General features: G+C 57.4%; 13 protein-coding genes. 12 read left to right on the top strand and 1 reads right to left on the bottom strand.

The window, feature by feature from the left end:
- The first annotated feature begins 110 nt into the window (after positions 1-110).
- The 10 genes from AB3226_RS16120 (at position 111) to AB3226_RS16165 (ending at position 9,701) form a co-directional block, all read left to right on the top strand.
- Positions 111-3,023, top strand: coding sequence for an aminotransferase (locus tag AB3226_RS16120; protein WP_367373771.1), 2,913 nt, complete (start codon positions 111-113; stop codon positions 3,021-3,023).
- A 330-nt stretch (positions 3,024-3,353) separates the two neighbouring features.
- Entirely contained in the window at positions 3,354-4,232 is an 879-nt protein-coding gene (aguB, locus tag AB3226_RS16125; RefSeq protein ID WP_367373772.1) for an N-carbamoylputrescine amidase, read from the top strand.
- Between the two features lie 3 nt (positions 4,233-4,235).
- Positions 4,236-5,342 carry an agmatine deiminase gene (aguA, locus tag AB3226_RS16130; RefSeq protein ID WP_367373773.1) on the top strand — a complete coding sequence of 369 codons (1,107 nt, stop codon included), beginning with the start codon at positions 4,236-4,238 and terminating at the stop codon, positions 5,340-5,342.
- A gap of 245 nt (positions 5,343-5,587) precedes the next feature.
- On the top strand, positions 5,588-5,800 hold the full coding sequence (locus AB3226_RS16135; protein ID WP_030129326.1) for a hypothetical protein: 213 nt from the start codon (positions 5,588-5,590) through the stop codon (positions 5,798-5,800).
- A 352-nt stretch (positions 5,801-6,152) separates the two neighbouring features.
- Positions 6,153-6,824: a DsbA family protein gene (locus AB3226_RS16140; RefSeq protein WP_367373774.1), complete on the top strand. Its 672-nt coding sequence runs from the start codon at positions 6,153-6,155 to the stop codon at positions 6,822-6,824.
- A gap of 17 nt (positions 6,825-6,841) precedes the next feature.
- Entirely contained in the window at positions 6,842-7,279 is a 438-nt protein-coding gene (locus AB3226_RS16145) for a nuclear transport factor 2 family protein (protein ID WP_367373775.1), read from the top strand.
- Positions 7,280-7,488: 209 nt separating this feature from the next.
- Positions 7,489-8,235: a 2OG-Fe dioxygenase family protein gene (locus AB3226_RS16150; protein ID WP_367373776.1), complete on the top strand. Its 747-nt coding sequence runs from the start codon at positions 7,489-7,491 to the stop codon at positions 8,233-8,235.
- 43 nt (positions 8,236-8,278) lie between these two features.
- Positions 8,279-8,692, top strand: a complete 414-nt coding sequence (locus tag AB3226_RS16155) for a GNAT family N-acetyltransferase (RefSeq protein ID WP_367375808.1) — start codon at positions 8,279-8,281, stop codon at positions 8,690-8,692.
- Positions 8,689-9,405, top strand: a complete 717-nt coding sequence (locus AB3226_RS16160) for an AzlC family ABC transporter permease (protein WP_123721679.1) — start codon at positions 8,689-8,691, stop codon at positions 9,403-9,405. Before AB3226_RS16155 ends, AB3226_RS16160 begins: the two co-directional genes overlap by 4 nt.
- Positions 9,384-9,701 (top strand): AzlD domain-containing protein, encoded by a 318-nt coding sequence (locus AB3226_RS16165; protein WP_253547140.1) that lies wholly within the window; start codon positions 9,384-9,386, stop codon positions 9,699-9,701. The genes AB3226_RS16160 and AB3226_RS16165 overlap by 22 nt, the downstream gene beginning before the upstream one ends.
- Here the strand turns inward: AB3226_RS16165 and AB3226_RS16170 are convergent.
- Positions 9,618-10,544, bottom strand: a complete 927-nt coding sequence (locus AB3226_RS16170; RefSeq protein ID WP_367373777.1) for a LysR family transcriptional regulator — start codon at positions 10,542-10,544, stop codon at positions 9,618-9,620. The two genes, AB3226_RS16165 and AB3226_RS16170, sit on opposite strands and share 84 nt — an antisense overlap.
- A gap of 626 nt (positions 10,545-11,170) precedes the next feature.
- Here AB3226_RS16170 and AB3226_RS16175 point away from each other — a divergent pair.
- Both AB3226_RS16175 and AB3226_RS16180 read left to right on the top strand, forming a co-directional pair.
- Entirely contained in the window at positions 11,171-11,581 is a 411-nt protein-coding gene (locus AB3226_RS16175) for an antitoxin Xre-like helix-turn-helix domain-containing protein (protein ID WP_367373778.1), read from the top strand.
- Positions 11,581-12,258 (top strand): RES family NAD+ phosphorylase, encoded by a 678-nt coding sequence (locus AB3226_RS16180; protein ID WP_367373779.1) that lies wholly within the window; start codon positions 11,581-11,583, stop codon positions 12,256-12,258. Before AB3226_RS16175 ends, AB3226_RS16180 begins: the two co-directional genes overlap by 1 nt.
- Positions 12,259-12,524 lie beyond the last annotated feature (266 nt).

The following is a 12,524-nucleotide window of genomic DNA, read 5'->3' on the forward strand; positions in this document are numbered from 1 at the left end:
GCTGACTGAAAACCATCCCCAATGCCGACCCCCCGACCGGTATAAGAGGGTTGCGTATCGCCCCAAGCAGTGGCGATATAAGCGCCTAATAAAATTTCAGGAGTCGTTGTATGCCGCTCGCCACGTTGATTCACCGCGCCAGTCTGCCCAGCCCGCAGGTGTCTGCGGCGCAAGCGCTTGAGCTGCTGGAAGAACATTACGGGCTGAGCGGGCGGTTGCAGGCGCTTGGGAGCCAACAGGATCTCAATTTCCGGGTCGACAGTGATCAGGGGCGTTTTGTCCTGAAAATCTGCCGTGGCGATTACTCGGCGCTGGAGCTGCAAGCTCAACACGCAGGACTCAAGCATCTGGGTGAACATTCCGGCGTGCCGGTGCCCCGAGTGATTCCTGCCAAAAACGGCGCAGATCTGCTCTCCCTTGAGGTTGGGGGCCAGGCAGTGCATGTACGACTGCTCGATTACATCGAAGGCCAGTCCCTGACGCACCTTGATCATCTAGATCATTCAGTGGTCGCCGGTTTCGGTCGGCTCTGCGGCGAAATGGACCTGGCGCTGGCCGGTTTCGATCATCCGGGGCTTGAGCGCACCCTTCAATGGGATGCCCGCCACGCCAACGCGTTGATCGCGCATTTGCTGCCGGTGATCAAGGATGAGCGGCAACGAGAATTGATTGCTGAGGCGGCCGAACAAGCCGAGCGCCATTTGCAACCATTGGTGGATAAGCTGCAGGTGCAGGCGATTCACATGGACATCACCGACGATAACGTGGTCTGGCAGCGGGATTCCCGGCGCCAATGGCAGTTGCAGGGCGTGATCGATTTCGGTGATTTGCTCCGAACCTGGCGGATCACCGATCTGTCGGTGACTTGCGCCGCGCTGCTGCACCATGTTGATGGCGATCCGTTCTGCATTTTGCCGGCGGTTCGGGCTTATCACGCGGTCAATCCGTTGCAGCATGAAGAGTTGCTGGCGCTATGGCCGCTGATCGTCGCGCGCTCGGCGGTGCTGGTGCTGAGTGGCGAACAGCAGGTCAGCATCGATCCGGGCAATGAGTACAGTCGCGACAATCTGACCCACGAGTGGGAAATTTTCCGTGTTGCCACATCGGTGCCGTTGGCGTTGATGGAGGCGGCGATTCTTACTGCAGCCGGCCAAAACCTGCCGGCCATCGACAGCGAAGGTTTCGCGCCATTGTTGCCGAGTCTGGTGGGGCGTGAATTTGCGTTGATCGATCTGGGCGTGCTCAGTCCGCATTTCGAGGCGGGTAACTGGGAACAGCAAGGGATTGATCTGCATTTGTTGACAGAAGCCGCCGCGGCTCACGGTCTGGCAGCCAGTCGATATGGCCAGTATCGTCTGTCCCAAACCCGACCGGACAGCGCCAGCGAACCGGACACTTTCCCGTTGCACGTTGCATTGCGAGTGCCCGACGGCACGACGGTCGAAGCGCCGTTTGCTGGCGTTATCCATATCGAAGGGGAAAACCTGCTGCAACTGGACGGCCCAGAACTGAGCGTCCGGTTGTGGGGTGTGACCCCATCGGTATGCAGTAGCGCGGCGCTGGTCAAAGGCCAAGTGCTGGGTTCGGTCAGCGGGTCGTTGATCGTGCAGTTGTGTCGAAGCGCTCAGCTAGACGCGCCATTGTTTTGTACGCCTTCGCGCGCAGCAGCCTGGCAGGCACTGTGTCCGTCACCTGCCGCGTTGCTGGGTCTTGCCTGTGATGCGGAAGAAGAACTCGACCCGCAGGCATTGCTGGCCCGCCGTGACGCGAGTTTCGCTCGCTCCCAGAAGCACTATTACGTCGACCCGCCGCGCATCGAGCGTGGCTGGCGCAATCACCTGATCGACATGCAGGGCCGTTCTTACCTCGACATGCTCAACAACGTCGCGGTCCTGGGTCATGGCCATCCGCGCATGGCGGTTGTTGCCAGCCGGCAGTGGTCGTTGCTCAACACCAACTCGCGTTTTCACTACGCGGCAATTGCCGAGTTTTCCGAGCGCTTGCTGAAGTTGGCACCGGACAACATGGATCGCGTATTTCTGGTCAACAGTGGTACCGAGGCCAATGACCTGGCGATTCGCCTGGCTTGGGCCTACAGCGGCGGCCGCGACATCCTCAGTGTGCTGGAGGCTTATCACGGCTGGTCGGTGGCAGCGGACGCTGTTTCGACTTCGATTGCCGACAACCCCAAGGCCTTGAGCAGCCGTCCGGACTGGGTGCATCCGGTGACCGCGCCGAACACCTATCGCGGTGAATTTCGTGGCGTCGACAGTGCACCCGACTACGTGCGCAGCGTCGAGCACAATCTGGCGAAAATTGCCGAGCAGAAACGTCAGTTAGCCGGTTTCATCTGCGAGCCGGTGTATGGCAATGCCGGCGGTATCTCGCTGCCGCCGGGTTACTTGAAGCAGGTTTATGCGCTGGTCCGCGCTCAGGGCGGGGTGTGCATCGCCGACGAGGTGCAGGTCGGTTACGGCCGCATGGGCAAATTTTTCTGGGGCTTCGAAGAACAGGGCGTGGTGCCAGACATCATCACCATGGCCAAAGGCATGGGTAACGGCCAGCCGTTGGGCGCAGTTATTACCCGCCGGGAAATCGCCGAAGCGCTGGAGGCCGAGGGTTACTTCTTCTCGTCGGCCGGTGGCAGCCCGGTCAGTTGCCAGATCGGCATGGCAGTGCTGGATGTGATGGAAGAAGAAAAACTCTGGGAAAACGCCCAGGTCGTGGGCGGGTATTTCAAGGAGCGTCTTGAAGCGTTGATCGACCGGCATCCGTTGGTGGGCGCAGTGCATGGTTCTGGCTTTTATCTGGGCGTGGAGTTGATCCGCAATCGCGAGACCCTGGAGCCTGCGACTGAAGAAACCACGGCGTTGTGCGATCGTCTTCGTGAATTGGGGATCTTCATGCAGCCGACTGGCGATTACCTGAACATTCTCAAGATCAAGCCGCCGATGGTTACGTCGCGTCAGAGCGTGGATTTCTTTGTCGAGATGCTCTCGAAGGTGTTGGACGAAGGGTTGTAAGACTCGATATCGCTTTCGCGGGCAAGTCGGATCGCCGCACCGCTCGCTCCTACGGGTTTATGTCGTTCGCGGAATATGCGCACGACACGGACTTATAGGAGCGAGGCTTGCCCGCGAAGGCGTCATAAAGACATACATAAATATCGATTGTTATCGGGTTTAAATGAGTGTTTTTAGACGGAAAGAATATTTATCACTTTAAAAGCCGATTTTTATCGGCTATAAAGTCGCCATTGCCCACGGTGTGGACGAACCACGCCCGGTGCTGCCTCTTTCTGTCATCGGTCGATGCCACCCTCGACCCTCAAGCACTTGCCCAGGAGATGATTCATGAGCCGTATCGTTACCGTCGCCGCTACCCAGATGGCCTGTTCCTGGGATCTTGAGGCCAACATCGAGACCGCTGAGAAGCTGGTCCGTGAGGCTGCGACGAAAGGCGCGCAAATCATTTTGATCCAGGAGCTGTTCGAGGCGCCGTACTTCTGCCAGAAACCGAACCCTGATTACCTGCAACTGGCCACGACGGTCGAAGACAACGTCGCCATCAAGCATTTCCAGAAAGTCGCCAAAGAACTGCAGGTTGTTCTGCCGATCAGCTTCTATGAACTGGCCGGCCGCGCACGTTTCAACAGCATCGCAATCATCGATGCCGACGGCAGCAATCTCGGGATTTATCGTAAAAGCCACATCCCGGACGGCCCTGGCTACCACGAAAAGTACTACTTCAACCCGGGCGATACCGGCTTCAAAGTCTGGAATACCCGTTACGCGAAAATCGGCGTGGGCATCTGCTGGGATCAGTGGTTCCCTGAGTGCGCCCGCAGCATGGCGCTGCAAGGCGCGGAAATCCTGTTCTACCCGACCGCCATCGGCAGCGAGCCGCACGACAAGACCATTTCGTCCCGCGACCATTGGCAGCGCGTGCAACAAGGCCATGCCGGCGCCAACCTGATGCCGCTGATTGCCAGCAACCGCATCGGCAACGAAGAGCAGGACGGCTACGACATTACCTTCTATGGCTCGTCGTTCATTGCCAACCAGTTTGGCGAGAAAGTTCAAGAGCTGAATGAAACAGAAGAAGGCATTCTGGTTCACAGCTTCGACCTCGATGAGCTGGAGCACATCCGCAGCGCATGGGGCTCGTTCCGTGACCGTCGCCCGAATTTGTACGGCGCGATCAAAACCCTCGACGGTTCCCTGGAGTCCTGAACCATGACCACTTTGAACAGCACCCCTCGCACCGACGGCTTTTACATGCCAGCCGAATGGGCACCACAGACCCAAGCCTGGATGGTCTGGCCCGAGCGCCCGGACAACTGGCGCCTGGGCGGCAAACCGGCGCAAGCCGCACATGTGGCGGTGGCCAAGGCCATCGCGCGTTTCGAACCGGTAACCGTGGCGGTCTCCGCTGGCCAGTACGAAAATGCTCGTGCCCGTCTCGACGTGCCGAATATTCGTTTGGTGGAGATGTCCAGCGATGACGCCTGGGTTCGGGATACTGGCCCGACATTCGTCATCAACAACCGCGGCGAAGTCCGTGGTGTGGATTGGGACTTCAATGCCTGGGGCGGTTTCGACGGTGGTCTGTATTCGCCGTGGAACCGTGACTCGCAAGTGGCGGGCAAGATCCTCGAAATCGAACGCAGCCCGCGCTATCGCACTGAAGGTTTTGTGCTCGAAGGCGGTTCGATCCATGTCGATGGCGAAGGCACCCTGATCACCACCGAAGAGTGCCTGCTCAACCGCAATCGCAACCCGCACATGGACCGCGCGCAAATCGAAGCGGTGCTCAGTGCAAATCTGGCTGTGGATAAGATCATTTGGCTGCCGGACGGTTTGTTCAACGACGAAACCGACGGCCATGTGGATAACTTCTGCTGCTACGTGCGCCCGGGCGAAGTACTGCTGGCCTGGACTGACGATCCGCAGGACCCGAACTACCCGCGCTGCCAGGCGGCAATGAACGTGCTGCAAAACAGCACCGATGCCAAAGGGCGCCCGTTCACGGTGCACAAAATGCCGATTCCGGGGCCGCTGTATGCGACCGAAGAAGAGTGCGCGGGCGTGGATCCGGTGGACGGCACGCAGGAGCGCAATCCGACTGTTCGTCTGGCCGGCTCTTATGTGAACTTCCTGATCGTCAACGGCGGCATCATCGCGCCGAGCTTCGACGACCCGTTGGATGGTCCGGCCAAGGAGATTTTGCAGGCTTTGTTCCCGCAGCATGAAGTGGTCATGGTGCCAGGTCGCGAACTGTTACTGGGGGGCGGTAACATCCACTGTCTTACCCAACAACAGCCCGCGCCGCACAAGGAGTGAGTGGGGACGTAACAGCTTGAGTTGATTGAAGAATCGATTTAGCAACGATTTAGCCTCGTCGTTTCACAGAAAGCCCGCAGCCCGTCAGGACCGCGGGTTTTTTTGTATCAACTTCTCGACACTTGGAAAACATTGGCACAGCTCTTGTATCTTCGATGGTGCAACGTGGGGAGGGAGAGAACTTCGATGTTCTGTCATAAACCTTGGATAAGTTAGCCGCTCACAAACCAGGAGAGAGCGCTGAGATGAACGCCGAAATGAACGTCGTGAGCGAGCGGGCACTGCATCCCCTGGCAGTTAACAGCGAATCGCTCCAGGTCTTGGCGCAGTGGTTGAAGTCCAATGGAACGCGTCAGATCAGGGAACCTGATCCGCGCCGGATGATGATCGAGCGCTACCCCGCTGGTTTATTCAGCGAGGCGGAACTGGAAGCACTGTGGGATGTAATGGAAGGATAAGAAGAAAAACAACGGATTGATAAAAGCGCTGCCGGGAAGGCGGCGCTTTTTTATGGGCGAAGGTTTTTATGAACAATGGAGATCAAACAAGCGGGCTTGCTCGCGAAAGCGGTATGCCAGTCAACGAAGATGATGAATATGATGGCCCCTTCGCGAGCAAGCCCGCTCCCACAAGGTTTCGCATTGTTTAGAAGATATAGGTTCCGGTCATGTCGGCCATAACCTGGCGGAAACAGAAAGCATTCGACCGATTCATGAAACAGACTGAAAGCCATTCCAGCGTTTTTCCGAAACTGTCTGGGGATTAACCTGCCGGCATCGAGTTTTCTTACTTTGTTGTCGGAGTCTTCCCATGATCCTTCACTACATTTACGACCCTTTGTGCGGCTGGTGTTACGGCGCCAAACCACTGGTCCAGGCTGCCAAAGCCGTGTTGCCTGTCGTCGCCCACGGTGGCGGCATGATGACCGGCGCCAACCGCCAGACCGTTTCGCCACAACTGCGCAATTACGTCATGCCCCACGACCGACGCATTGCCGAGTACACCGGCCAGCCGTTTGGCGAAGCCTATTTTGAAGGTCTGCTGCGCGATGAGGCGGCGGTGTTCGATTCCGCGCCGCCGATTGCCGCCGTGCTGGCAGCCGAGGAGATCGCTGGACGCGGTCTGGAATTACTGGGGCGTTTGCAGACGTCTCATTACGTGGAAGGTCGACGCATCTCTGACGAAGCCGTTCTGCTGGAACTCGCCACACAGACCGGCCTTGAACCTGAGGTGTTCCAACAGGCATTTAATGAAGCCGACATCGAGCGCCATATCAAGGACAGCCGCGCACTTTTGGCCAAGGTCGGTGGACAGGGTTTCCCGACTTTTGCGCTGGAACAGGATGGCCAGTTCACCCTGGTCGACATAGGCCCGTGGCTCGGCAAGCCGCAAGCTTTCGCCCAATGGCTGGATCAGTCGTATGCGGCGAAAGAGTCTTCATCCGCCTTTCAAACCTGTGGCCTCGACGGCTGCGCCCATTGAATTCAACTGGAGTCATCATGGATAACCTGAGCCTGATCAAAAGCACGTACGAAGGCGCCAACTCCCAGGAGAATGCGTGCAATACCGCCGCGGCGCTGGCCGATGACGCCCGCTGGACCGAAGCGGCGGGTTTCCCCTACGCCGGGACCTATGTCGGTTTCGACGCTATCGTCGAAAACGTCTTCAAGCGGCTGGCCAGCGAATGGGAAGATTTTCAGTTCAAGGTCGAGAACTACGTTGCACAGGGCGACAAGGTATTTGCCTACGGCAATTACAGTGGAGTCTACAAAGCCACCGGCCGCCCGATGAATGCTCGGGTCGCTCATTTGTGGACCCTGGCTGACGGCAAAGTTACGCATTTCGAACAATTCGTCGACAGCCACACCGTGCAATTGGCACTCAAGCGGGAGCAAGCTCCCTCGCCACAGGTTTTCCCTGGCTCAAGACTCTCGTAAATGAAGGGTATTGCGACTGGTTCGGGGTTTTCTTCGCCTCGTGACCGTAAGAAAACACGAAAAATGGCTGTTTTCGATCGTAAAAAGTCGAATTAAAGCAACTTCATACCGCGTTTCAAGCAACGCTTGATATGCCTGAAATTCTTTCTCATGGGCCGCAAATCCTGCACCTACTAGATTAAGCCGCTAAATGCAGCGGAGACCTAGTAATGATCGTTTTAAACAGAGAAGTTGGCGAATCGCTACGGCGCGACAAATATGTCAACGTCCAGGGAGCTGACTTCAATCTGTTCGGTCATTTTTCCGACTTCGTCAGATTGACCAAAAGTTGGGAAAGCATGGAGCCGGACAGTTATTACGGCCAGGCCGATGCGGGCATGCGTTTCCGTCGTTACAGCGATTTCGAATACAACCCGCTCACCCGTGACTTGACGCAGCTGGAACACCGCGCCTACGTTCAATCGAAGGCTAACAACAGCTACGTCGGTGGACTGGAGCGGCACTTCCAGGACTTCTCCAATGAAGTCATTAATTCGCCGGTGATGCGCAGCCTCATCGATGCGGATTTCGAGGTGTACAAGAACGTATTGCCGCCTGAGTTGCACGACGAAATCTGGCAATGCCAGATCCATCAGATCCGCATCGAGATCAAGCCGGGCAAACAACTGGAAATTACCCCTGAAGGTATTCATTGCGACGGCTATCCGTTCAGCGGTGTGCATTTCTGGGGCCGCAACAATGTGGATGGGGCGGAGAGCCGTTTGTATTCGGCCCAAGAGGAACAATTGGCGGCGACGACCTATCTGGAAATCCTCGACACCACCTATTTCCTCGATCGCGACATGCGTCATTACGTGACGCCGGCACGCAACACCCACGCTCACGAAATGGCCTATCGGCAGATTCTGGCCATTTCCTTCTCGCGGCCCGGGACCGCTTTCGACATTGTTCGCTGAACAGCTAGACCCCATGCACATCGCCGAATGCCCTGCGCCGGTGATGCTGCAGCGCGCGACGGCCGAGGATGCCCAGCGCCTGGAACGCTTCTTTCGGCAATTCGAAGAAGTGTCGTTCTGTGAATGGCAGGATGCCAAATGCCTGCGCGGTGTGTTGGTGCAAAAAACCACCGCTGCGTTCCTCGCTCTCGATATCCGTGGCGAAGTGGTCGGCGCGGTGTTGGGCGGCATGCTCGGCAGCCGTGGCACCATCAATCACTTGGCGGTGAGCCCGGAGTATCGCAGCCAGGGCGTTGGTCAGCGCCTGGTTGAAGCCGCTTCGGCAGACATGAAACGGGTCGGTGTGCTGCGGATGTTCCTGTTCGTCGACGATGCTAACCTTGCCGGCAAACGTTTTTGGAGTGCCCAGGGCTTTTGTGAGCCGCGCGGCGAAACGACCTTCGAGAGGGACTTATGAATGAGACGTCCAGCAGTCAGCCGCTGATGGTCGAGCCGCAGCCCTCGCGCACGTTTGCTGAAGCCAGCCCGGTGATTGCGGGCTACTTCACGGTGTCGTTTGTGTTCGGTTTGATGGCCGTCAATGCCGGATTGCCCGTGTGGCTGCCGGTCGCGATGTGCCTGTTCGTCTACGCCGGTGCCTCGCAGTTCGCCGCACTGGCGCTGATCTCAAGCGGCGCGTCACTGACCACCATCATCCTCACCACGTTTCTGATCAATGCGCGGCACATGCTGATGTCGGTCTACATGGCCAAGGCCTTGCAGGCGATGGGGCTCAGTCGTCTCGAGCGCTGGTGTTATGCCGGTGGGCTGACCGATGAATCGTTCGCCTTCCACAGCGTCAAGCTGGGCAAGGGCACGCCGGTCAATGTGCGTTACCTGATCGGCTTCAATCTGTATTGCCACACATCGTGGGTACTGGGCGGTTTGCTGGGAGCGATCTGCGCACAGTACGCGGCGCACCTGATCAAATATCAGCTCGACTATGCGCTGACCGCGATGATGCTCTACGTGCTGGTATCGCTGTGCAACACCCGTAACAAACTGATCGCCGCACTGGCCGCGGTTGCCTGCATGGGCGCCCTGAGCCTGATCGGCAGCTCACCCTTCAACGTATTCATCGCCACATTCGTGGGCTGTGGGGTGGGTGTATGCCTGACCAAACGTTCCTGATCCTGGTCGTCGCGCTGATGATGGCCGTCACGTTCCTGCCGCGCGCATTGCCGCTGCAGGTGAGCACTGACCATTGGCCACCCCTGGTCGCCCGCGCGCTGGAATACTTGCCGGTGGCGATCGTTGCTGCAATCAGCCTTACCCCACTGTTGATCAAGGATCAGCAGGTGCAGCTCGATCGCCCGGAATTTTATGCAGCCATTCCGACGTTGTTATGTGCGTATTTCAGCAAAAACCTCTTTCTCAGCGTAGCGGTGGGAACGGCTGCGTACATCGCGCTCGGATCGTTCATGTAGCGGCAGAGTGACCACGTCGTTCAGGGCCTGGCCCGACAACTCGGGGTTATTGACCGCGAGCCGTACTTCAAGGGAATCCTCGAAACCCGGGAAAATGGTCAAGCCGTTACGCAGGGCCGCCTCACGGGAAACCATGCCGAGGCCGTCCATTTGCGTGATCAACGAGAGGGTCAGGGTCTCGCTGCAGGAATAGATCATCCGCTTGCCTGACTCGTAATTACCAAGGCCGGCGTCGAGAAAACGCAAGAAGCTGTGGGAATACGGACAATCGTCGGCAGGACGAACCTGAAACTTATTGCTGAGCAGCATCAGCGGATCGTTTTCCTGACCGCAATGAGCACCGACCACCTGCACTTGTACATCGGGCAGGGCAATGCTGGGCAACCCCGGGTGTTGCGGCCCGATCAGCACGGCCAGGTCAAAGTCCTCATTCTTCAACTTGCTGAGGTTTTCCATCGACTCGGCGTAGCTGAATTCCAACTGATAATCAGGAAACACTTCAATGAGACGCCCGATCATGCGCCGGTTGAAGTCGGCCGAAAACGTGGTGTTAAGTGCAACTTTGAGCGTGCGCTGCCCCGGCACTTTGAGCGCAGCGGCTTTTTCTTCCAGTTGGCGCGTAGCAACCAACACTTTGTCCATGTAGGGCGTGAGCTCCGTGCCCTGTGTTGTCAGTGTCAGCCCCTTGTTGGAGCGACGAAACAACCGAAAACCGAACTGCTCTTCGACCTTGTTCAACTGCGCGGCCAATGCCTGCACGCTCAAACAGGAATGCTCTGCCGCCGCCGACAATGAGCCGGTCTGCACAATGCGCATGAGGTTACGTAAGGTTCTGCTATCCATTTGGGTAATGCCCTCTAAAGTGGGCTGGCTATTGTTATGTACCTGACCGCCCCGTTGGGCGACGGTCGCGTGCTGGCTATGATCCTGCACCTGAGCATGCTTGTCCCGAGTTTAGTAGCGAAATGACTCTGCGTCCGATGGTTGGAGGCTTACAGAGGATTGGAGTTTTGGTGGAGGGTAGGCGATCGGGGTCAAAAATTGGCCCGGATGGGGGAGGTGGGGGCGTTTTTCTGGATATCAGCGAAACCTTTTTTCAAGGCAAAAAAAAACAGCCTGATCAGGCTGCTTTTATGAATAGGTGCTTGATATTGTGCTCCCTCAAGCAGGGGAGGAGAGGTTTACCCGAGCGCTGATTTTCAGGTCATCAACGGGGCTCCTACATCGACTATCGCCACCTGAAGGCAGTCGGTTTCGCGCTCTCGATTAAATTCTCTGCCCCTGTGGTGCGGGTGTCAACGGGTGTATTTGACCGTATGTCGGCGTCTTTTTGGGCTGCGAAAAAGCTGCGCGAAACCTCTTTGCGAAGGGGGGACCAGATTGATACGTTTGCGAATTAAAATTTCATTGTTGTTCGTATCTGTACTAGTCTGAAATAAAGCTATCGCACATTCAAGGAGGCCATCCCCATGCCTGCCTCAACCATCGTCCTCAGCCCTCAGCAACAACTCGAGACTCCCGAAGCCGGTCGAGTCGCGCTCAAGTTTTTCTTCAATCTAATGGAACGCTGGGGCTGCAACGCCGAGCAACAACGCACCCTTTTGGGCAAAGTCGGAAATACCACTTTCTACAAGTACAAACACTTGCCGCCCAACGTACGCCTGCCCCACGACACGCTGGAACGTATCTCGTATTTGATGGGTATCCACAAAGCGTTGAGCATCATCTTCAGCAACAGCCGCGAGCGTGCCTACACATGGGTCAGCAGCCCCAACACCGCCGCGCCGTTCAATGGCCAGTCGGCGCTGTCCTACATGCTGGCCGGCCGCGTGGTCGACATCGCTGACGTGCGCCGCTACCTCGACGGAGTGCGCGGTTGATGGCGCCGGAGCTGGCCGACCCGCAGTGGCCGCGGGCTTATCGGATCGTTAACAGCTGCTTCCCGCCGATTTCATTGTTCGAAGACGTGCTCGACCCCGAAGACTTGCCCACCGCCTACGCGCTGGAAGCGCTGACCAATGATCGACTGATGGAAGAAGCCGGGGTGCTCTCCCGCGTGCGCCCCGAAGACCGCATCTCCGGCCCCGGCTCCACACCCGTCATGGCCGCGTTCACCCACATCGGCAAAACCAGCCGCTTCACCGACGGCACCTTCGGCGTCTACTACGCAGCCAGCAGCCAGGCCGCCGCCATCGCCGAGACGAGCTATCACCAGGAACGCTTCCTCGCCGCGACCAACGAGCCGGACCTCGAGTTGACCATGCGCACCTACGTCAACCGGGTCGTCAAACCGCTGCACGACATCCGCCAAAACTATTCTCACCTTCATGACCCGGACCCAACCGCGTACGGCCCATCGCAGGCCTTCGCCCGCCAATTGCGCGAAACATTGTCTTGGGGATTGCTCTACAACAGCGTTCGTTTGCCGGGCCAAGAATGTGTTGCTGCGTTTCGGCCGCCGGCTGTGTCCATTCCGAGGCAAGGGAAGCACATTCGGTATGTGTGGAGTGCGAGCAGTCGGAAGATCTCGTTTGTGTTTGAAGTCAGTGAGATGTGAAGCCTAACGAAGCGCAAAAACCCCGATGGATTCGGGGTTTCCGCGTCGCTGGACGAACACGCGTCGCATAAATGGAAAAAACGCGCACGTATGTAAATGGACTACATCAAAAGGGGCTAAGTCCTACTGCGGAAATAGCCTGCGATGACTACTAAACAGCACCCTTTAAATCGTCTACTGAGATGTTCGGAGGGCATCCACTGTTCCAGGTAGGAATCCATCATTTGAAGAGATTTGCATTTGTAAGTGAGGCGGCAACACGTGAG

It is taken from the genome of Pseudomonas lini, from assembly GCF_964063345.1.
GTDB lineage: Bacteria > Pseudomonadota > Gammaproteobacteria > Pseudomonadales > Pseudomonadaceae > Aquipseudomonas > Aquipseudomonas lini_B.

What these genes read in the sequence shown, in the direction of transcription:
- AB3226_RS16120 (WP_367373771.1), top strand. Translation starts at nt 111, where the DNA reads ATGCCGCTCGCCACGTTGATTCACCGCGCCAGTCTGCCCAGCCCGCAG.
- aguB (WP_367373772.1), top strand. Translation starts at nt 3,354, where the DNA reads ATGAGCCGTATCGTTACCGTCGCCGCTACCCAGATGGCCTGTTCCTGG.
- aguA (WP_367373773.1), top strand. Translation starts at nt 4,236, where the DNA reads ATGACCACTTTGAACAGCACCCCTCGCACCGACGGCTTTTACATGCCA.
- AB3226_RS16135 (WP_030129326.1), top strand. Translation starts at nt 5,588, where the DNA reads ATGAACGCCGAAATGAACGTCGTGAGCGAGCGGGCACTGCATCCCCTG.
- AB3226_RS16140 (WP_367373774.1), top strand. Translation starts at nt 6,153, where the DNA reads ATGATCCTTCACTACATTTACGACCCTTTGTGCGGCTGGTGTTACGGC.
- AB3226_RS16145 (WP_367373775.1), top strand. Translation starts at nt 6,842, where the DNA reads ATGGATAACCTGAGCCTGATCAAAAGCACGTACGAAGGCGCCAACTCC.
- AB3226_RS16150 (WP_367373776.1), top strand. Translation starts at nt 7,489, where the DNA reads ATGATCGTTTTAAACAGAGAAGTTGGCGAATCGCTACGGCGCGACAAA.
- AB3226_RS16155 (WP_367375808.1), top strand. Translation starts at nt 8,279, where the DNA reads ATGCTGCAGCGCGCGACGGCCGAGGATGCCCAGCGCCTGGAACGCTTC.
- AB3226_RS16160 (WP_123721679.1), top strand. Translation starts at nt 8,689, where the DNA reads ATGAATGAGACGTCCAGCAGTCAGCCGCTGATGGTCGAGCCGCAGCCC.
- AB3226_RS16165 (WP_253547140.1), top strand. Translation starts at nt 9,384, where the DNA reads ATGCCTGACCAAACGTTCCTGATCCTGGTCGTCGCGCTGATGATGGCC.
- AB3226_RS16170 (WP_367373777.1), bottom strand. Translation starts at nt 10,544, where the DNA reads ATGGATAGCAGAACCTTACGTAACCTCATGCGCATTGTGCAGACCGGC.
- AB3226_RS16175 (WP_367373778.1), top strand. Translation starts at nt 11,171, where the DNA reads ATGCCTGCCTCAACCATCGTCCTCAGCCCTCAGCAACAACTCGAGACT.
- AB3226_RS16180 (WP_367373779.1), top strand. Translation starts at nt 11,581, where the DNA reads ATGGCGCCGGAGCTGGCCGACCCGCAGTGGCCGCGGGCTTATCGGATC.